This window comes from Nocardia takedensis NBRC 100417 (assembly GCF_000308695.1).
In the GTDB taxonomy this organism is placed as follows: Bacteria; Actinomycetota; Actinomycetes; order Mycobacteriales; family Mycobacteriaceae; genus Nocardia; species Nocardia takedensis.
Map to the genome: position 1 here is coordinate 17,771 of NZ_BAGG01000266.1, position 22,764 is coordinate 40,534.

1 protein-coding gene (running past one end of the window) is annotated in these 22,764 nt (G+C 65.9%); it reads right to left on the reverse strand.

All coding sequences use genetic code 11. The annotated features are described in order from the left end of the window. On the reverse strand, positions 1 to 22,764 hold the 3' portion of the coding sequence (locus ON30_RS35010) for a helicase-like domain-containing protein (protein WP_157184070.1). It continues 4,593 nt past the right edge of the window; only the last 22,764 of its 27,357 coding nucleotides appear in the window; its start codon lies off the right edge, out of view — the gene reads right to left on this strand; its stop codon occupies positions 1 to 3.

A 22,764-nucleotide genomic window follows, 5' to 3' on the forward strand; every position in this document is an offset into this window, starting at 1 on the left:
CTATGGTCGCGGCCCGTGTGTGGCGCTCGGGACTGGTTGACGTGCCATGGAACGCCGGCGTTCGGCTGGGTCGCGGTTCGCAGCGGCTTTGGTCGGCGCGGGTGCGAGATTCGACTTCGGCGCGGCGGAATCCGGAGCGGGAGGTGGGTCTGCGTCGGGGGCGACTGCGTCGATGACGATGTTGGTCGCTGGCGGAAGAGGCGGAGGACTCTGCGCCGACGGGTCGTTGTTGCCCACTGGTAGTAGGTCGGGGTCTTGGGCATAGAGTGCGGCGCGTTCGGCCATGTCGGCGCGCGCGGCGGCGATGTACTGGTCTCTGGTGGCGAACGATGATCGGCGGACGGTTTCTTCGGTGGGGTTGAGGAACCGCGACCAGCCTGGCAATCGGCCTTTGGCGAGGAGTCGTTCTCCACGAGCGTGGCGGGCGGCCACGGCCTCGGGGGAGTTCTGGGCGGCGTTGACTTCCAGGCGCAGCTTGGTCAGTTCGACCTTGGCGGTGACGAGTTCGTCGGCGTGTTCGTATGTGCTGCCGATGATGTTTCGGGAGTATTCGAGTTCGGAGTCCTTCTGTTCCAGGTCGGCACGAAGCTCGATGACCTTCTTGTCGAGTTTGGTGTATGCGTTGGAAATTCGTGCGCTCAGGCCGCGGGCGGTATCCGCGTCGTTCGGTGGTTTGGCGGCATTCTTCTTGTCTGGGTCGTTGTTGTCGGCGGTCTTGACTTGGGGGAACAGGTTCTCGCGTTCGATGCGAGCGCTGACCGGCAGGTCGCCGATCTGAAAATGCAGGACGTTGTAGACCGGGTCCAGCGTCGCGTTCACGGTGTGACCATCGATGATCGCGATCGGGCGCGTACCGGTGGTGATGCCGTTGCGTTTGTATGCGGCGTCGGCCTCGAAGAAGGCATGCCGCGCGGCTGTCAGCAGCGCTCGGTTCGCTTTGCCGCGGTCGTCGTAGGTCTGACCGCCTACGCTGATCATGCCGGGATTGAGCCCCCAGGCGGCGGCGGCCGCGAGATGTGGTGTGGCGGCGTCGGTCAATCGTTTGATCTGCCTGATCTCGGATGGGAGAGTGGCGATCCTGGTTCGGGCCCGGTGCACGCTGTCGCTGTGGGCTTCCTCGAGGTTGCCGAGGCGGATCACCACTTGCTCGAGTTCTGCGATGGCGACGTGGCGGGGGTCGCCGGTCGCTATGGCCTTGGTCAGCGCCGCTGCTTGGGCTATGTCTCCTTCATCGAATTGTTCGATCTCGTCGAGGTCTGCTCGACCTGTACGGGCTTGCTCGATGAATTCGGCTTTCAACTGCACTTTGGACCACATGAAAGCGTCGATAGTGCCCTCGGCGACGTAGACGAGGATGTGGACGAGCTCGTTCTGATTGTGTTGACGGATGATGCGGCCTTCGCGTTGCTCGAGCTCGTCCGGGCGCCATGGGACATCGATGTGATGTTCGGCGATAGCCCGGGTCTGGATGTTCATGCCCGTGCCCATCTTCTCGGTGCTGCCCAGCAGGACCGAGATGTGGCCGTTCTTGCAGTCCTCGCTGAGTTGGCGTTTGGCCGAGGGTTTCGCGAAGTCGTGAATGAATGCGATCTTGTTCTCGGGCATGCCGTCCAGCCCGAGTTCTGGCAGCCCCGCGACCAGTAACTTCTTGAGGGTGACGTAGAGGGAGCGATCCTTGGCTACGCCGGTGGGGGTGCCGCGGTCGCAGAACCCGATCTGCAATGCGCCCGGCACCGGATGCGGTTCGCCGTTGACCGAGCGGTACCGGTTGTCCTTGTTGGCGTGATAGATGGTGAGCATCTCACGCGCCACGTTGAAGGCGCGGGTGTTGGCGAGTTCGGAGTCCAAGCCGACCAGTAGAGCGTCCAGTGCGGCATTGCGGCCGTCAGAGAGGACTTTGAGAGGGTTGTCCTGCCAGGTTTTGTCGGGATCCAGCTCCGATATGCGGTCGTCGAGGTCGGCGATGAAGTCTTTGATCTCCTGAGAAGGGTCGAAGGCAACGACCCGGCGTTCTCCGCCATGAAGTGCGGGCAGCTTCGCCGGTACCTGGCTGCGAGTGACGACGTCGGTGTAAACGCGGGTCAGCGCCAGCATCTGGGGGAGATTGGCGTAACTGGCGATCTTCTCAATGGCGGTGACACTGGTGCCGGAGACATTGGTGGCGACGACGGACTTGAGGCTCGTGAACACCGATACCCAGTCCGTGACGTCGGCGATGCCGCGTTCCTCGAGCAAGTCCGGACGGAGATACTGCTGATGGACCCATTCCTCCACCAATGCATTGGCGATGCGGGTGCCGGTCGCGGCGGTTGCGATGCGCATGGTCTCGATGGCCGGAGCTCGCCCTCGTGTGAGCGCCTCGGCGGCAGCGCGATCCCGCAGCAGAGCCAGAGCGATCGCGATGTTCTCCGCACGTCCCGAGCCCGGCGACAACGAAGCCTCGGGCACGGGTGAGAAGCGGCCTTTGTTCTTGTAGCGGTGGAACTCGTCGATCAGCAGGTAGTCCATCCCGCTGTCTTCGAGGGTCAGGCCGGTGTCCTTGGCACCCTCGGTGAGCTTTTCGAGCCTGGTCGCGAGCTGCTTCTTGGCTCGGACCAGATCCTTGACACTGCGGTTCGGGACGTCGTCGCCGGAGTCGGCCTCCTCGAGCTTAGCGTCGACGGTAGCGAGCTGCTCGTTGATGTATCGGGCGCGCCGTGCCGGTTTGACACCGATCCTCTCGAACGTCGACTCGGCCACGATGACGAAGTCCCAATCGCTGGTCGCTGTCTGGGCTACGAAGCGGCGCCGCTCCGCGGCATCCATACCCGGCGGGGCAGAGAGAGCGATCGAGGTCGGGAACCAGGTCTTGCTGAATTCGACGACGTCTTCGACTATGTGGTTGGGGACGACCAACCACGGCTGGTTGCGTAGCCCGTACTGGCGCAGCAACCAGGCGATCATCAGCATCGTGCCGGTCTTGCCGGCACCGACGACGTGGTCGAGCTGCGTCGTGGGCTCGTTGATACCGCGCGCGGCCCCGTCGAGCTGGTAGCGGTAGGGCGTGATCTCCGACGACAGTCCCGGCACGATGAGGGAACGGCCGTCGTGTCGTGGCTCCACCATGCAGTTCAAGGTGGTGTTGAATAGGTTGACCAGCCGTTCGCGACGTTGGCCATCGGCCCACAGCCAGCGACGGAACTCTGCGCGGATGCGGTCGGCTTGGGCTTGGGCTTTGGCGGTGGCCTTGGTGTCGATCAGGGGCGCTCCGTCGGCCAGCTGTTGCTTCGAGTGGTTGACCGAGATCTGGCGGCTGTTGCACAGCGCTTCGAACAGCTCTAGGGCGCTGCGGTCCTCGGTGCCCCAGTTTCGTTCTTGGGCGGTTGCTTTGGATTCGCTTTCGAAGCGCACAATGCCGCTGAGGCGTGAGGCTTTCACTTCTTCGAGACCGAACGTCTGCCGGGCGAACTCGGTGTGGTCCTCCACCGGGATCCAGGCGGATCCGGGCCGGACTTTGATCCGCGCGGCTTCTCGCCATGGTGGGAGGACGGCTTCGAGGGCTGCGGCGTTCTCGGCGAACGCCGGGTCGAGGACTGCGGCCGTGCGTGCGCGGGTGAGCTTGGCGCGGACGTCGCCGCTGAGGTATTTCGGTGCCGGGATCAGCTTGTCGGGGGCATCGGGATCGTTGAATACCTTTCCGTGCAATCTTTTTCGTGCTGATTCGGAATCGACTCCGAGGAGTTCGGCGATGTAGTGCAGATCGACACCACGTCCAGTGCCCAAGCTGATCGACAGAGCCTCGGCAGGGTTGTCGGTGGACGTGATCTGGCGTGGTGCGGAAACGAGATCCTTGGAGAAGATGGCCGACTTGAGTGCTGTCCCAGTGCGTTCGTCGAAATGCTCGAGCGCCAAGACCGAGGCCATAGTCGGGTCGCGGCCGATCGCGCCCTCGAGATGGGGGCGACGCTTGGACCGCGGCGCGGCAGTCCACGCCTTTTCATCGATGTCCTCGACCACCTCGGCGGGCAGGGCGCCGGTATAGGCGCGGTCATCGTCGTCGGAATGCTTCTTACGCCATTTGATCTCGAGGTCGGTATAGCGTTTGTCGTGCTCGGCTTGGCTGCGTTCGCGCCCTTCCTGCCAGCTGAATCTGTTGACCGGCCCGTAGCGCGAGACATAGTTGTCGTAGGCGCGGTTCAGGCGGCTCCGCGCCTGAGCGCGCTCGCGGGCGTCACCGTTCTCTCGTTGGGTGCTGGTGAGTTGGTGGGCGAGGTCGCGTAGATGCAGCAGTTGGCGGGTTTCGTTGGCTCGGGTCTTGAAGACTTTGACCGGCTCCCACGTTCCGTACTCGGTGGCAGTCTCGAACCCGGCATCCTCGCGGTGGCGCACCATGCCGATGGGATGGCTCAGCAGTTGATCGGGATCGCGGACCAGCAGTCCCGACTGTGGCTGCGCGAGTTCGGCGAGGTCGGCCGACCGCGCGGTCAGCCCGAGCTGCTGCCCCTTCGCCGTGCGCACAATCGCGCGCAGTGCATCGTCGACCTGTCCGGGTAGCAGAGTGGGATCCTCGTGAGTGACGTTGAGCATCCCGCCGCGGTACATGCCTTGTCCGGCCGAGATTTCGCCCAGTACGTGCTGCGGGTTGGAGGTGAACCACGAGTTGATCGCGAGCTTGGTGTTCTCGCCTGTGACGGTGTCGATGAAGTCGCGATCGATCGAGTGCAGGAACTCCGCATTGCGCGCCAGAACGTCGGCGGGCTGTGGGGGTGCCTCAACGCCGTCCGGTTGTGCTTCGCGTTTGCGGAGAACGATGATGTCGGTGACGACCGGTGTGCCGGCGACTCGGGTGAAGGCTGTGCCGGGTAGACGGACTGCGCCGATGAAATCTGCCTCGGCGAGCATGTCGGCGCGGGCGAGGCCGTCTTTGGCGTCCATCGTCCAGGCCGAGCTGATCACGGCGACATAGCCGCCGGGGGCGGTCAGGTGCAGGGACTTTATAATGAAAGCGTTGTGCACGTTGTGCCCACGAGGGTTGTAGGTGGGGTCGCGTTCCTCCCAATTTCCGAACGGCACGTTACCCACTGTGGCCACCACCGAGCATGGGGGCAGATGAGTGTGCTGGAATCCCTCCAAGCGCACGAGCGCTTGTGGATACAGGCGATGGATCAGCTTCGCGGAGATCGGCTCGTTCTCGACGACGATCATCTCGGCGTCGGCCGGTGCCAGGCCGACGAATGTGCCCGAGCCGCCTCCGGGCTCGAGCACGCGTCCGCCGTCGAACCCTGCATCCTGCAATGCCGCCCATATTCTCGCCGCGATGGAGGGATCGGTGTAGTGCGAGTTCAAGGTCGAGTCCGCGGCCGCCTCGTAGGCTGCCGGGTCCAGCAGTCCTCGTAGTCGGTCGCGGTCGGAGTTCCAGTCGGACTTGCGGGAGTCGAAGATGTCGGATACCGCGCCCCATCCCGACCAGGCCGCCAACTGCGGGGCCTCCTCGGCGTCGGCGGGGCGATCCTCGCTGTCGAGGCGGGCCAGGAGTTCGATCGCGAGCATGTTCGCACGTGCTCGTGCGCGCTTGCCGCTGGGAACGGTGACGATTCCTGGATGCACCCAGTTGCGGGCGATCGAGTCTACGGTCCCGGAGGTCGCGGGCCGGTCGGAGCGTTCCTCGTGCGAGATCGCCGCCGCGGTGTAGGTGATGACTTCCTCGTCGGCGTCCCGTGCGAGTGCTGCGGCCTGGGCGTCGAGGATGGTGTTCCGCAGGCGGTCATACCCGGCACCGGAGTCATCGATCCAGAGGGGATCGATCAGCTCGGCCTGATCGATGACCAGCAGTGCTCGAGAAAAGTCGCCGCTTCGATAGGCCGAAATCGCGTCGACGTTGCGCAGTCGCTCGGCGTGTGCGGCGCGCTCGCGTCGACGTTGGGCAACCTGCGTTTGGGTTGCCATGCGGATCTCGCTGCCGCGCTCGTTGATACGCGCCCGAGCCACCTTCTCGACCGCGGCCAGGCTCCGGCCGGGAGCCAGGTGACGCATCGCGACATCCGCAACGTAGGCCGCGACGGCTTGAGCGCCCCCGCGCCCCTTGAACAGGGAGGCGTAGTCGTCGGTGACCACGTTGATGATCGCGCGATCGAGAGCGCTCAGTTCGATCGGTGCCGTCCCGGCTGGGTGCGCGTCGCTGACCGCTGATCTGCTGCCTGATGCGACGGCGGGATCCGCAGACGCGTCGCCGGCGCGCGCCGATCGAGCGGGGGTGGGTGGACGTGTGCGGCCGGGAGCGATGTGGGCGTAGACCTCATCGAGGGACGGACCGAGAGTCTTGACTTCGCCGATGGTGTGGCTGGAACGCGCCGCGTTGTAGACGTAGGGGCCGAACGGGCCCTTGAGATCGAAGCGCAGCCGATAATGCACCGGAACGGCCATTTCTTGCGGGCTGTCGATCCGCAATTCGTAGCGGCGATCCGTGGGATGTAACTGCCGGAAATCACCCTTAGTTCTCCACCCGCGGGCGCTGGCTTCTTCGGCGACGAAGGATGCTTCAGGGGGTTCGAGTCGCGGTCCGACCTCAGCGGCGGCCTCCATGGCGTCCTCACACTGGAACGCGCGGATGACGTCCATGATCTGGGAGGCGGAGCCGGCAGTCAGATCCAATGCGTCCCCCTCTCCGCCGGGCGGGACCTCATCAGGATCGGCGAAGGCCAATACCTCGTACACGCCGCTGCCCGGCTTCGGCAGTGCGACAATGAAAAATCTGCGCACGGACCAGATCTCGAAGGCGGAACGAAGATCCTCGTCCTCATCGATGTACTCGTCGGCGATCCCGCCGAAGGACTCGAAAGCGCCGTTCAACCCGTCTGTGACCTCACCGGTGAGTTCGGAGCCTGTCACCTGCTGCCACACCGACAGAGCCAACGACCGCGCGATCGCGACGGGAGAGGGTTCGGATGCGACCAACACCGAGACCGCCTCGCGAAGTCTCTGAACGTCGTCCTCGATGCCGTTCTCGGTGCCAGGGGCGCTGGTATCGGTGGACTGCTCGGCGGTCCATCGCCGCATGATTTCGGTAGCTGCGGGAATGGCGAACGTGCGATAGAACTCCGGGTCTCCGGTGCGGCTCATCCGCGCCAATGTGCCTGTGGTTGTCAGGTATTCGGTGAGCAGGTCCATCGCAGCCACCCGGTCCGGCTCGGCAGGCTCGGGCCAGGCGGGGGCGAGTTCGTCGATGACCTCGATACCGACGGATTCGGCGTTCTCGAGCACGGGGTTATGGGTACGCCAGACCGCGTCGGCGACCCGTTGGACCAGCGCTGGCAGCGTTTCACGGCCCGCGACCTGAGACCACGAGTCGGGCGGAGACCAACCGGGCTCTGTACCGAATTCGTCGTCCAGGACACTGGTGATGACGTCGCGAGCGCGGTCCAACGCGACCCCGAGATACTGGTCGTAAGTGTTGTTGGAGGAAGCGATTTCGACCAGTGGCCGTGCGCTCTGCGCGGCTTGGAAGATGCGTCCTTCCAGGCGCGCGGCCTCCTCACGACTTCGCTCCTCCGTCGGCTCGTCCGAGTGCCCTTCTATGGCAGGCACCGTGACGGTAGGTTCGTTGTGCGCGGGAGCACGAGCGGGCAGCGCGCGGGCGCGGATGAAGGCGTCGATCTGCCCCAAGAGATCTAGGCGCTCGGTGTCGGGTACCCGCAGCCGGAACAGATCGAGTTCGAGCCGCGCGCGGGTTTCACCGGCGGCGGTGGGGTGGTCTGCGATCGACCAGATGGCGCGATCCAGTGCGTCGAGGATCGCGCGCGGATCGGTGTCGCCTGACCGCGCGATGGAACCCGACGAGGTCACGAGATCACGGGTCCGCCAACTAGCCCGCTCAGCGGCGCGTTGAGCGCCCAGATCGGCAAGTGTCCGACGGAGCTCGGCGTCGTGCTGGTCGGACAGCGGATTGTCGTGGTCCGGGGTGTCCGCCATCGCGAGCAGGTGCGCGATCCTTGCCTCGCTGTATCGGATTTGCAGTGCGATCAACGCGGATCGATTCTCCGGATCCGGCGCGGCTCGCACGGCGGCCAATGCGTCGAGTTCGGCGTGGGCCAGTGCCCGCAACCCTTCTGGGCCTCGGTGGTGAGGGTCGTTGTTGTGCGGTAGACCCACCGAGGCGATCTCGGCTATCAGCCGCTGTTTGTCCGCTTCGTCGAGTCCGGTGAGCTCGTGTAGGCCCGCGCCGTAGTCCTCCCGGGCGCGATCGAGTTCACCCAGCCTGGCTTCTCGGTCACCAGCCCGCGGCCAGACTTGCGAATCGAGGGCCAGCTCGGTGATCAACCGCGCGATCCGGGCCTCGGTGAAGAGGCGGCGGGTGTCCAGCACTGCTCGCCAGTCCTCGTCATCGATGCCACCTGTCAACGCGGACCAGGTGGCGTGTTCGACGGCCAGCGCGGTGGCCAACGACTGTGGGACCGGCGCGGCGCTTCGCCCTCCGAGCAGTGCCTCGACGTCGGCGGTGGCCAGAACCGGCGCGACCGTGGGGTCGTGTGCCGCGCTCGGCAGCACGGTGATATCGGCGGCCGTGAACCCGACCTCGATCCCTACCTGGTCGAGAGTGGGGCGTCGTCCCTCATCGTCGCCGGCCTCGGCCAGGTGCGCTGCCAACGAGCGCGTCCGATCGAAGGACGGTCGACCTCCGGTGAGCCGCCAGCGCAGGGTGAACCGGCGATGTCCGCGCACTGTGGTCGCCTCTAGTTCCAGGCGGAAATAGTCGCGAGCTCGGTCGGGATCGGCAGGGCCCTCATGGACCCTCCACCCACTTTTTCTGGCCCGTTCTGCGATCTCGGTCGCGTCGGAGGGAGCCAATGCCTTCGGTGCCGCGGTCGCGACTGGTCTTGTCTGTTCTCGAGCTGTTGCTGGGTTGTCGCTCGAGTGCCGCGCGGGAGACGGGTTGTCAGGGTGCGGCCGCGCGGTCGACCTCGGTGGCGTGACCGGGGCGGATAATCGGTCGGCGGCCTCTGGCCCATCGTTGGGTGCCTCGATGGCGGTGGTGGTGGCCGCAGTGATGGGGCGGTCCTGTTCTGCGTCGAATCCGGCTGTCAGGGCTTCGATCTCGGCCAGTTCTGCGATGATCCGTTCCCGAGACCGACCGGCTCGCGGCGAGCTGTGCTCGAGTTCGGCGCTCAGGCGTGCCACGCGGGCGGTGAAGTACTGCCGGGCACGTTGTGCGGGGGTGGATCCTTCGCTGGGAGAGCTCAGGTCGGATTCGACCAGGGCCCGGTGCGCGGCGCGTTCGTGGTCCCTCAGTACGCGCAGGTTCGGTGGAGGCGTGGGGGTGTCGACGGCGATCGTGCTGCGTGGGAGATCGACGCCAATCGAGTCGAGATGTGCTGTTCGCCAACGGATTTCACCGACGACAAGGGCTGTGTCGTCGAGGACGAGGTGGTCGACGAGCAGGGCGCGACAGACGGCGATGCGAGGAGCGTCCTCGTTGCGCTCGGCGTTGGTTTGCTGTGCGCGGATGTGTTCTGTGATCACATGTCGTGCGCGGGCGGCGACGGTGTCGTGGAACAGGGCAGTTGGATAGTCGAGGAACTGATCCAAGCCCTCGTCGTCGAATGCCGCGGCGACCGCGGAGTCGATGATCTGGTCCGAGATCTGGTTGTGCTGCGCCGATGCTGCGTCCGGCGCGGGTAGTCGGTGATTCAATGCGGACAGCACCGCGCCCAGGCGGGCAGGAATCTGTTCGGCGACATCCTCCCCGCCGATGCTGACCGACTGATCCTGCTGGAACCGATATCGACGTTCGCCGGGGACCTTGGTCCAAACGAGCTCGAATTCGTGGCGTTTCGCGGGAGGCTTCGCTCGTAGTCTCAGTGTGAACCGTCGGGGGAGCGCGGACCGATCGTCTGTCAGTCGCCACCCGGCCCGCTCTGCGCGAGTGATCATGTCGTCCAGCTCCTCGTAGAGGTAAACCGACGGCGGTCTGGCGAACTGCGGAGGATTGGTGATCGGTCGCCACACGTACTCGAATCTGTAGGTTGCGCGGTCCCGAGCCTGTTCGATGGTCTGTACCGGCTGTGAACTCCTGTCCGGTTCCGGCGGAGGTCCGGCAACGCCGGAGGCGTCAGAGGAGGATTCGGCGGCGGGGTCGTACTCGGTTCGTTGGGTCCGGAAGGACACCTCGTTGCGGGTGAGGTCTACTTCCAGTCCTTGGACGCGGCGGCTGCGGGTGTGGTGTTTCCAGGTGCGATTCAGATACCAGGCGCCGTCGGGGCCGATGCGTTTGGAGAATTTGAATCCGTGTTTGAGCAGTATCTGGTGCAGGTCCAGGTCGGTCCGGCTGGTGCCGTGCACCAGCGTGCCTTGCAGGGTGTGTGCGATGACGATGCGTGCTGTGGTGGCTGTTCCGCTGGTCGACGGTGTATCGGTGTGGGTAGAGCTCTGTGTCTCGGTCGGAGCTATTGCCGAGCGGGACCGTTGGCGCTGAGTGTCGTAGGCGATGTCGATGACCTGTGTGCGGTGCAGTTGACGCAGGGCGGACATGATCCCGGCGGGGTCGTCGGTGGTGCCGATGCCCGAGCGAGCGTGCCATCGATCGCCGATCGGTTCGACCTGCCAGAGATGGTAGGTTCGCCCGCTGGCGTCCTGTGCGACCAAGTAGTGGTGCTGGCCGATGCCGATCACGAGTTGTCGTATCGAATCGTCGGGACTGCGGAGATGCACGCCGACGTAGCGTTCGACGGGTTCGTAGAGGTCCAGGCGCACGGTCGCGCCGTATCGGTCGAGGTACATCGGCGCGGTTGCCGACTCGTGCTCGAACGTTCGTCGGCGGGCTTCTTTGTGCGCTTCGATTTCTGCGATCGGGTGGAGATCTTCGCGAATGCGTTCCAGGGCTGTGGACAGTGAGTTCTCCTGACCCAGCCAGCGCCGTTGGTTTCCGCTGAGAGGCGCGGCGTCGTCGTTGTCGGTGTCGGTCCACAGCTTGAAATTCGGCCCGCTTGCGGTGACCGCGGTGTCGATGAGGTAGCGGTGTCCGCCGGCTTCGATCGTCCGTCGATCGCTGGTTCCGCCGAGGTCGCGCTCGAACGATGCGATCAGCCCGTCCATCGGAGCGAGGTCGGGGTCGAGCTGCGGTGGAGGGGCGGTGGGGATCGGCAGCAGGTTGCGGCGTGCTCGATCTATCGCTTCGGAGAGTGAGGCGGGGGTGACTTCGGCGGCACCTGTAGTCGCCGTCCAGTGGTGGTGGTTCTCGCCCACGCCGGTGTTGACCAGCATGATCGGTGCGTGATCAGTTGTGCCGACCTGGATTTCCGTCGGGCTGATGACCCGCAGATCCGTGGTAGTCGGCCCGGAGTTCATGACCTCAGCCCAGGGATCGGCGGTGCCGGCCAGGTCGGTGAGGATTCGGGGCAGCAGCTTCTGCGCGAGGTGGTCGACGGGATCGATCTTCCAGTGCGCGAGGTGGTCGCCGAGTGCGGTACCCGGGTGCGAGGTGGTCAGGAGTGCGTAGACATCGCGCAGGGCCGCGCGAGCCAAGGGCCACTGTGTGGGGGCGTCGTGGTCGGGCCCGGATTGCATCAGGTGTGAGGTAGCCAGGGCGCGCAGTACGGGGTCGCGGCGAGCCAGTGGTTCGGCGAGTTCGATGAGCGCGAGTGATGCCTCCTCGGCCGAGGGGGCTTGTGCTTTGGGTGGGGACATCTGCGGAGTGGCTGTGGCAGCCGCGACGTCGGCTTCGCCGGAGGGGAGTGCGACGGCTTCGGGAGTGAGGAGATCGACGATGCGGGCGCCGATGACGGGGATCTGCTCGTGCAACCCGAGGATCATGTCGACACGGTTGGTGTCGCGTTTGCCTTCCGCGTGCGTGAGTTCTGTGTCCAGGCGAGCGTGTACGAAGTCAGCAACGATCGTTTGCGCGGATTTTTCGCTGTGCAGCGCGTTTGCCAGGTCGAGAACCAGTTGGTCGGCGGCCCGGGCGGCGGTGATGATCTGCTCGGTGAGATGGGTGGCGGCGGAGTCGGTGTCGTAGCGGGCCCGCACAGGTCGGGCGTTGATGACGCTGTTGACCTCGGACAAGGGGACGGTTTCGTGTGGGCCGTCGGGGTCGTGGATGGAGGATCGTTCGGGATCGTAGGTGTAGCCGCGGCCGTCCGGATCAGCCGACCAGACCGCGTTGATCTGCACCGGCGCCGAGCCGTCGGGGTTGTGGAGCACCACTTTCAGCCGTGGGGCGGGATTGTCGCGGCGGTGGCGCCACCGATACGAGATCGACCACCCGCGATCGTGCGCGTTGTCGATGGTGTCCAGCAGATCTCGAGGATCGGTGGTGTCGTAGGACTTCGGGGTCGGCGGACGTTGCTGGGCGGGCGTTGCCGCCCGACCGCGATCCCCGGACGGGGTGTCCGCGGGCGGTGTATCGGCTGCGGCTCGGCCAGTGCGGCTGTATCGCTGTCGGAGTTGGTGGTAGGTGGTGTTGCCGTCGCCTGGCCACAGCGGGTCGACAAGCTCGGCGCTGTCGAGATGGGCCAAGGCGGACTCGAAGTCGGATTCGCCGAATGCCTCGGCGGCGGTCTCTCGGTGGCTGTGGGCGAATCGCTGGCGGGAGTGGCGTCGTGCGACCGCCTGTTCGGCAGAGCAGTCCACGATTCGGTCGTGGTGCTCGCGGAGGTAGGTTTCGATGACCTGGCGTAGTGGCTCGAGTCCGTGACGGCCGTTCAGTTGCGCAAGGGCGTGGGATTTGGCCAGTCTCTCGGCGGGGTCTGGCAGGTGTGGGAGGCGTGGGTGTCGGTGGGCGTTGTCCTCGACCACAGATCGCAGTATCGACAGTTCGAGGTCGCTGTATCGAGCGGTCGCGATCAGGTCGGATACCACGTGTGACCAGCGCTTTTCATCCACTCGGTTGCGGAAGTCCGGCGTGGTGAAGATTCCGCCCGCCAAGTCGGCGAGCACGCCGGACACTTCACCGTGTCCGAGTTGTGCAGGAACGAAGACAACTTCTCCAGCCAGGTCAGGGTGAGACCAGGATTCGTCCCGCCCTCCGATGGGAATCGGCCAGTATCCGCGGTGGCGCAGCAGCGAGCGCAACCAGTCCGCATCGATCGCGCGGAGCGCGTCGTATGCCGGTGTCATGACCCGTCCCGGCGACCAGAGCGCGAACGCTGTCGCGACTGCGGAGTAGTCGCGCCCTGGTGGCTGAGGTGGTTCGGCCCTCGCGGAGGGCTCGGGAGTGATGTGGTCCTGTGCCGCGTGGCTGATGTCGGGTGTCGTCGCTGTTTCGGCGGGTGTGGCGGTGTGGTCGGGGTTCAACCGCGCGGCTGCGCCGGAATGGTGGATGCGGAGAACAGCCATGGCCTCCTCGACGCTGCTGGCTTCGCCTAGCGGATCGAGCTCCTCCTCGCCGCAAGCGTGGACAGCGATGGCAGTGACCGGGTCGTCGGTGAAGGTGTAGTCGAATCCGTCGCGGCTGATTGTGAGCACACTGCGGCCGTCGAGGTCTGGATTGAAACTCTCGAGGCGTTCGCGCTCGACATCGAGGATTTCGGTGGTCGCCCACTCTTGGTAGTGCTCGTCATCCGCGATGGGGGGATCGGTCCGTGTGCTGTCGATCACCGCGGCGACCAGCAGCGCGGTGACGGCCTGGGAGCCACGCAACAGGTTTGCGACGGGGAGCAACGTCGGGTGCGTGCTGTACGGGTCCGCATTCGTGGCGTCGCGCAGGGCTTGCCTGGCTGCGGTCGCGCCGTATCGGGTAAGGACGTGGTGGGTCCGCATCGAGATTATCGCTTGCAGAGCAGCATTCGCTCGGGCTGTATTGGCGACGGAGTCGAGGAAGCGGCCGATGTTGACGATGTCGGCGGAATCGCTGCTCGCGGCGCCGGCGATGGCAGCGGTGCGAATGATGCGCCGCCCCAGGGTGAGCCATATGTCGCGGTCGCTGTGGTGCAGGCGGCCGAGCGGAGTGATGAATTCGGCCCATCTCTCGGAATTGGGATTGCCGTCGGCGAAGGTCCTCGACGCGCAATCCCAGAGGCGTTGATTGATCACTCCGGATGTCGATGTGTCGAGATGCCCTCGGGTGAAGCTTTTGCGAGATTCGCGGACTACGGTTCGCACCAGGTTTGTCAGATGTAGGCGGTCGCGGGCCTCGCGGACCGCGGCGCGCTCCTCGAGCAGTTGCCCGGCGAGAGGTGGGTCCGCGTTCGCGATCTCGGCATCCAGTCGCGCCAACTGCGCCTCGCGCCACATGATGGTCGGCTCGGCGTTGCCCTCGAGCCATACCCGAGGTGTCGGCGTGGTCCGCATGAGATCGTGTGCTCGCTGCTCGCGATCGCGTAGTGCCTCGATGTTCGATGTAGATGCCGGGGCATCGTGGATGGGTCGCGGGGACTCGTCCTGTCCGGCGATGTTCCGCGTCGAGGCAGCGGATACCGGTTCGGCGGAGGGGGACGTTGCGGCAAGTGACCGCGCGGAGGGTGTCGGGGTTCCGCCGTTGACGGTGGTGTAGTCGAAGATGTAGGCGAGGGAGCCGGGGTCGAGGACCTGTCGGGCCCGTGTGACCGCAACGTAGGCCAGTCGCAGCTCTTCCGGGGCGGGAAAGCGGGTCTCCCCGGAGTCCGGGTCCGTGGTCGGACCGCGGAAGTCGTCACCGATGCGAACCCGGTCCCATTCCAGGCCCTTGGCCTTGTGTGCGGTCGAGACGATGACCTCGGGTGCTGCGAGCGTCAGGACACGCGCACGCGCGGCATTGCGCTGTTCGGTGGTGCCGGTGGCGATCCAGACTTGCCGGACGGCACCCTTGTTCTTGCCGCTGGTATGACGTCGCCCCTCGGGATGGGGGCGGTAGTCGAATCCGGCGCGGCCCAGGAGTGCGCGGTGCGGGTAGGTGTCGCCCTCGGCGATCATCGCGCGGTCGGTGTCGCGGAACGCCACTTTGTCCAGTCCGTTTCCGGTCACCTCGCGGACCTGGCGTACCAAGCGGTCGATCTCGTCGACGCCGACGTGTTCGACCATGTTGACCAGCATGGTCAGTTTCGGGTCTTCGCCACTTTCGGCTTCGTCGCATACCTCTGACCAGCTGCGGTACGGTGCCAGGTCCTCGTGCATCGCCCGCGGTGCGTTCGGTGCGTCGAGGCGGGCGCTGCTACCTGCCACCGCCGCGGAGCGGTCCATTGTCAGCAGATATCCGTCCATCTCTTGGAGATAGCGGGCGCTGTTCACGAGTGCGTTCAGTTCCGGTTTGACCCCCTTGGGGACGCCGACTGTCCGCCCGGCCTCGAGTTCTCGCGCGATCTGGGTGAGCGCTCCGCCGTTGGAGCGCACGAGGATCGCGTCGGCGTCTGCCATGGTCGCGACCGGGTGTGTTATTCGGGACGCAGGCCCCGCACCTTCGACGCGCTTATCCGAGTCGAGCAGTTCCAGGAATCTGTTGCCGATATCGGCGATCTCGGGTCCGAACCGCCAACTCTTGGTGAGGGGCAGTTCGATGTCGGCGGGGGCTGTGCCCAGGTAGTCCACAGCCCCGGTGAAGCCGTAGATCGCTTGGTCCTGGTCTCCGACCAAGACCTTGCGCATTCGCTGATCGGCGACCACTCTGGCAAGAACAGGTGCGGTGTCCTGGCCCTCGTCCAGGAACAGGATGGTGGCGGTCCGTTTGAGACCGGAACCCGGCTTGGTCAAGTCGGGTCGGGTCAGAGCCCATGCTTTGCGTACGTGATCGTTGGTAAGTCGGAGGACTCCGTTCTCCGCGGTCAGGTCCGCCCACGCGCGCTCCGCGTGGACCAGCACCTGTCGACCGGTCGATTCGGGCATCTGCTGGATACGAGCTGGTAGGTGTGATCGTCCGAGGTGATCTTCGGCGCTGGAGGCGAATGAGTCGACAGTACGGATTGCTGCCAATGCCTGCTCGGGGACCGACAGCGGTCCGGGCTCCCCGGAGGGAAGCGGCCGCGTGATGCCGAGGTGTCGAGCGATCTCATCGGGTGCCCGGACGACTTCCTTGTTGTCGAGGCGGTCTCGAAGGTATTGCGGCGCCCACTGATAGGCGATGGAGTGGCCGGTGCGGGACTCGACGTTGGCCGGCATCCGCTCGACGGCTTCCAATTGCACCGATTTGTTGAACGCGATATAGACGATGCGGGCCGTGGAGTCGGCCAGGCCGATACGGCGTGCCAGACCTTCCAGGGTCGAGGTCTTGCCGGCCCCGGCCCCTGCCTGCACCTTGACGTCCCGGCCGGCCAGGACATGGTCGTAGACGGCTTGTTGTTGAGCAGTCGGCGCGAACGTCTCCCCCTCGACCGCGACGGCGGGCGAGGCTTCTGCGGGTGACGGGATCGACACTGTTGTCGGGGCGTGTGGTTTCGGATGATCCGGGGTAGAACGCTGGGTGGGGTGAACTCGGCGTTTCTGCTCTCCGAACTCAGGGGCGACGATCGGTGGGGGGGCATGGCCTACCTCACGCAGATGTGCGGTGTGTTCGATCCAAGCTCGTCGGTGCTCGGTGCCGAGATCGGCATGATAGAGGCGTTCGAAGAAGCTCTCCCACAGCGGATTCGCGGCATCCGCCGTGATGTGGGCGCTGGCGTGCGCCGCTTCGTACACTGCCATCAACAGTGCGTCGGCTTGGCTGTCGTCGAGGTGTCCGAGGGAGACGGTTGCGGCCTCGAGCAGATCACGCACCGACCGCTGAACGGAGGACCGATGGGCGAGAGAAGCGATTCGTCGACGGGTGCCATCTGCCAGACTGCGCTCGAACAGTGCTTCGGTATCGCTGTTTGCGAGTTCGGCGGAAATCCGGGCGTGTTCGGCGCGCTGGTGTGACAGGTGCACATCCGTCGCCCCCTCGAGGGACAGACTCAATCCGTCGCCCAGGGTTGTCGCGGCGGCGGCGTGGACGGCTGAGGCTTGTAGATCGTCGACGGTCGGCGGTGTCGACGCCGTAGCCGGGGCCATGCGGGCGTGCAGTGCAGCGAGAATGTTCGCGGGCAGCGGATCGCTCTCGACCGAGTGCGGTGCGGCGGGGAGTGTGCTGCGCGACTGGGTGACCAGCAGCACCGCCCGACTGTGGTCTTCTGGAACTCGCCACACCAGCTCGAACTCGTGCTCCATTCGGTGTGGGTCTCGGCCACGGACGATGTGCCGCACGCCTGCCGTGTCGGAGGCGGAGGCCGTGGTGATCACGAATCCGTGGGCGCGGCCCGCGGCCGCGATCCGCGACGCCGTCTCCAGCCCCAGCGGCAGGCCGGGAGATGCGATCGGGGGGCCGTCGGCGGTGTCGAGATCGACGCGCCGGTCGCGGTAGGCCCTCGCGTAGTCTCGAAGCAATCCGCTCAAGTGAGGGGAGTTTCCCTTCACCATCGCCACGCCCATTACGCCGTAACCGAGTCGATCGAGTTCGTCGGCCAGGTCGGCGATCGCCGAGATGGTGGCGTCGACGGTCGATCGGTTGTTGTCGTATGCGCTGAGCATCTCGGGGGCGAGTTCGGCGAGCTGGCGGCCTTGGGCAATGATCCCGCCACCGCGTGACCACTGCGTCTTGGTCAGCGCGTCCGCGGCGAATTGAAGTGCCGCGCGCTGTCGGTCATCAGTCGATGTGTTTCGCGCGACGGCGAGCCATTTCGCCAGAGCCGCTTTGCCGTGGCTGGCCTTCGGCTTGTCGGGCACGGGAATCGCCCACGCACGTTCACCCACGGACTGGGCTCCCGCGTTGTCGCGCCACTGTTGTGCGGCGGTGGTGATGGCCCCTACGACCGCGCGATTGTCCAGACCAGGGATGGCCATCCGGGTCAATTCTTCCGCCAGCCCGGCCAGCGGGTCGGCCCCGCGGCGCGCGGCGGCGGCGGTCCGATGGACAAGGTCGGTCAGCTGATCGGTGGTGACCGGTCCTAAATTCACCCACACACTCGACAACTGGGTGCTGAAGGCATCGAAGATCGCTGACGCGCGCTCCGCGGCCGCGAGTTGTGCTTTGGTGTGCCGCGTGTGCTCGTTTGCGGCGGCGCGCTCCCGCTCGTCGTTGATCAAGGGTTTCTCGACAGCGAGACGGTCGAGGACTGCTCGGTGATAGGTGATGTCGTGCAGGTCGATGGAGGGTTGGTCGTCCTCCGGGTCGCGGTTGGCGTTGGCCGACAATTCGCGGCCGAGTGCCCGCCACAGTTCAGGATGGGCCGGGGTGTAGGGACCGCTCGCGCGCACTGGCTCGGTATCGGACGACAGCGGTGGTGATGTCACCTCAGTGTCGTCGACGCCCGGCTCGTTCGCCGGGGGCGCATAGTGATCGGTGCCAGTGGTCGACGGATCCAACGCCAGCGCTTGGCGCAACAACTGTGTGCGTTCGGCCTCGGGCAGGGAAGTGTCGGCGAGCCGACGGCGCAGATCGTTCGACAACGAAGCCTGGAACTGTGCGATGGTGCTTTCGGTGAGTCCGACGGTGGCGGCGTCTGCCGGTAGCGGGCCACCGTCGAGGGCGTTGAGGCGGATGGAGTCGAAGCGAGGCTCGTAGTACAGCCCGCGCCAGTGCGGGCGCAGTTCGAGGACGTCACCGCGCAGCACTTCACTGGTGTGGTGGGAGTACAGCCGCCGGATCGCTGTTCGGCTGTTCGGCCCGAGCACCGCGCTCATGGTGGCAGCACCCAGCGCGTACAGCGCCACACGCTCGTCCTCGCCCAGTCCGCCCGCGTGCGGGTTCCTTGCCGGGGGATTCGGTGACGATCGATCGGGTTCAGCAGTCGCGGCGGTGGGCCTCGCGGACGGAGCTTCGCCCCGGGGGGATGGATGCTGTTGTTCTTGTCCTTCGCGCTGCATCGGATCTGTGGGTGGCCCCGGTGCGGGGGCGGGGTGGTCGTCCGTGTTCGCGGGGTTGGCCGGTGTCGTCGTGCGTTCCGGTCCGCTTTGGTGAGAAGGGGTGATGTCGTCGATCCCCAGGAAGCGGCGCAGCAGGGTTTTGCGGTCAGCTTCGGGGGTCGAGTCGGCGGTGAGTTGTTCGCGTATCCGGGGATCGCCCGCCTCGATGAACCGCACCAGTTCGGTGATGGTGACGGTGGCCGCGGCGGCGTCGGGCGGCACCGATCGTGTTTCGTTGAGTGAAACGATTCGGATTCGCTTGTCCCGGAGTTCGTAACACAGTCCATGCCAATGCGGCCGTAGGGCGGTGACTCGACTCGTCAGGGTTCCTGGGCCGCCGGAGGTGGAGAACTTGTGCGTGATCCAGAACCGGGGGTCGTTGCGCATCACTCGCTCGATCGAGCTGACCGCATAGATCGCCAACCGCTGATCAGCGGTCAACTCTGCCGAGACTCGCCGGCGTCGCCGTTTCGGTGCGGGCCGTGGATCCTTCTGGTGTGCTATAGGGGCGACCGTGGAGGTGTCTGGCTGGATGGTCGTGCTAACGGGATTCGGCGTCTGCGACCCGTCCCGGTCGATGACCGTCGACCCGGCGTCATCGGACTCGTGCCCGGAATGTTCGTTGGGTAGGTGCGGGCGAGGCTTGGGCGGCGCGGTCGGTGGATTGAGCGGGCTCTCGGGAGCGGCTTGCGCCTCGGCCTGGGGGACGATTCGGACAGACGGACTGATCTGATCGATTTCCAAGGCACGGTGGAGTTGGCGGTCGCGCTCGGCAGCGGGTTTGGTGTCGTCGGCGAGTTGTCGACGTGTCTCGGAATCCAACGACCGCGCGAACGCATCGAATTCGCCTGCGGTGACAGTCGCAGCCGCGGCATCGGCGGGCAGATCGTACGGTCCGTTCGGCGAGCGAAGACCGACCGTGCCGATCCAGGTCGTGTAGTGCAGGCCACGCCAGTGCGGGCGCAACGCGGTGACTTCCGGACGAAGGTCGCCCGTGATCAGTGCGGAGTTGAGCATCTGCCATGTGCCGTCACTCAAGCCGGTCATCACACTGTCGGTGCCGAGTGCGAATACCAACAGGCGTTGGTCTTCGCTCAGTCCACCGAGATGCTGCTGCGTCGTGGCCGACTGCGAGGCATCCGGTTCCGGTGGTTGCGCGGCGGGGGCGCCCGATGAGGCACTGGATGGCTCGACGTTTTCCGAGCCGTCTGTCCTGGACGTGGTGGGCGACGATGGGATCGACGTTGCGAGATGGTGTCGTTCGGGCGGACGGGATGGTGTCGCGGTCGGCTGCTCGCGTCCGCTGCGTGCGAGTGTGTGGCCTGGGGGGTGTTGTACGGTGCGCGCCTCGCGGTCGGCCGCGGTGGTGTGATCGCGGATCAGCGCGGTGATGTCGGCGGTGCAGGTGGGCCAGCCGATGACCGGCGTGTCCTTCGCGGTGCGTTCCCAGCCCGGAGAGAGCTCGTCGGCGAGCCACACACTGTGCAGACCATTCACGCGGGACAGCGTCGACAGAAACGTGGACCCACCAGCTTCTATGCGATAGACCGGGTTTACGGCATCGTGGTCGATCACGGTGACGCGTTCCGTGGCGAGGTCGAGTCCGAGTTCGACAGCGCGCCGCAGCGCCTGGTCCTCGCCATCCGATACCGCGGCGAGCAGAAGGTGGTGACGTTCCTGGCGCGGGCCGCTGTGGGACAACTCGGCGGTCAGCTTGGTCACGAGTCGATCGAGAGCACCGGGCGCGGCGAGCAGTTGATCGGCGACGTCATGAGCGGCGGCCGTGGTTTCGCCCGGGACTTCTGCGGCGGGGGTGTCGATGTAGTGCCGCAACCGGCGGAATAGGAACGCGCCCATCGCGCGACCGGGATCGGGCCGGGGACCGAGTAGGTCCGGCTCGGCCAGCGCGAGACCGGTCAGGATATCGGTGAGGGTGCTGCGCTGTGCGGAGGTGCTGACAGCGGCAGGTCGGGGCGTTGGGGCTTCCGGCTGGTCGTAGACGTTCGTGCGACCGAGTTCCCAGATCTCGTGGGCGATATCGTCGAGTTCGGGACCGTATTCGACCTCGGTGTGGGGGCCTGGAGGCGCGGGACGGTCGTGGATCAGTCGGCCCGGCCGTACCGCCGGTCGCGCGCGAGGGTCCGGTGGATCCGCGATCGGCCGATCGATCGCACGGGATTGCGCCAGATTGTAGGTGTAGCTGTCATCGAGTTGCAGGTCGAATCGGAGATCGAATCGTCGAATACCGTGGGCGGTCCTGGCCACCAGTCGGGCCCGGAAGTGCGCGGGTCGGGCTGCGGTGCTTCCGTCTGTGTGGACAACGCCGTGCATCCCGCGTGCGCGGGCCGCGGCTGCCAGCTTGACCGCATCCGGCGGAGGCGGAAGGTGCAGATGCTCACCATCCGCATCGGAGGAGATCGGTAGGTGCTCGGGTGTCGGCCAGGCGCGCAGTCCCTCGAATACCGCCCCGGCGTCGACCTGGGGCGCCGCCGGTTGCGAAGTGGCAGTCGAATCGTTCGTGGCGGTCTGGGTGGCCGGCGGGGCAGTTCTGGTGCTTCCGTCGATGGCAGCGTGTTCGGGTGGGCCGAACAGGGAGTAGTTCTCGGTAGCGGCTTGTCTGAGGGCGGCAGCGCGGTTTCCGTTGTCGGCAACGGTGGCTTCCTCGACCGCGTCGACCGCGTGCCTCACCTCCCATATCGGGTCCAGGGGTAGATGATTGCGCATCCTGGCGTGAAGTCGATCCCTGTCGGTTGGGGTGTAGGTGCCGGTCTCGATCGCGTCGGTGGCCGCACGCACGATCTCGGCGGTCGAATGTCCGCGCTCGGCGCCGACCTGGTCGCGGATGTGGGCGAGAACCTCGTGCAACTCTTGGCGGGCCCGCGCCAGGGCGTCGGGTTGGTTGAGGGCCAGGGCTTCGGTGTGGGCGTCGGTGGCCAGATGAGCGCGAATGACGCCCATGATCTGGTCGGGCTGCTCGACGGATTTGAGTTTCCGGACGGCTCGCCGTTCCCATGGGCGGTCATCGCCACGCAGTGCCCGAGCGGTCCATACACCGACCGGTTCTCCGACGGCGGCCTCTGCTGTGAAGATCCCGAACTTCTGGCCGCGCTCACGGGGTTGGCGCACGATGTACATGCGACCGCCGGCGGTGATGTTGTTCGATCCGTCCCATCCTCCGCGGAAGGTTTCGAAGCGTTCGTAGGGCGCGATCATTCCCAACTGAGCGGCGGCGGTTCCCTTCCGCGGCTGTGGGGGGACTTTGCGCGGCGTCGTGGATTCGGAGGCGATCTCCGGCGCGCCTTGCGTGGCCGGAGTGGCGGATGTCGGTGTGTGCGGTGGGACCTGTGTCCGTCCCGCTGCGGGAACATCTGTCGCTGTACGGGTTTCGTCGTCGTTCGACTCGCGGGCGGGCGCAGCCGCAGTGATGGTCGAGTTGACCTCAGCCAGGGCGCCCGCCGCCGTTGAGGTTGCCCTGTGATAGAGCGCTCGGGCCTGGGTGCCGCTGAGTGCCGCTGGTTCGAGGATAGCCAGGTCGAGTGGGGAGAGGGTCTGGAGGCGCGTCGCCGTCGAATCCCTCTCGTCCAGAACGACTTCGGCCCATCGGAGATCGTCATCGAGAGCGAGGTGATCACCGACCACTCCGATCAGGCCGGTACGCAGGTCCAGTACGCGATCACCGACGGCGGGCTCGGTAGCGGCGCTTCGGAGTGCGTCGCCGAGCGTGTGACCGGCCGGAGTGCATCTCAGTTGCCCGGTGTCGGGGTCGCGGTCGATGAGTCCGCGGGCGGTGAGGTGATCGACCAACCTCGTGTCCGCGACATAGGTCCCGGCGGTGTCCGCGGTTCGGCCGAACACGTCGCGCACACCGGTATCGAATGTTGCCGTGCCCAACAGTCGCTGGGCTGCGGCCCTTAGGAGGGTGGTCTCGTCGGTGACGACCGTGGAGTCGGGCAGTTCTTCGGTGCCGGG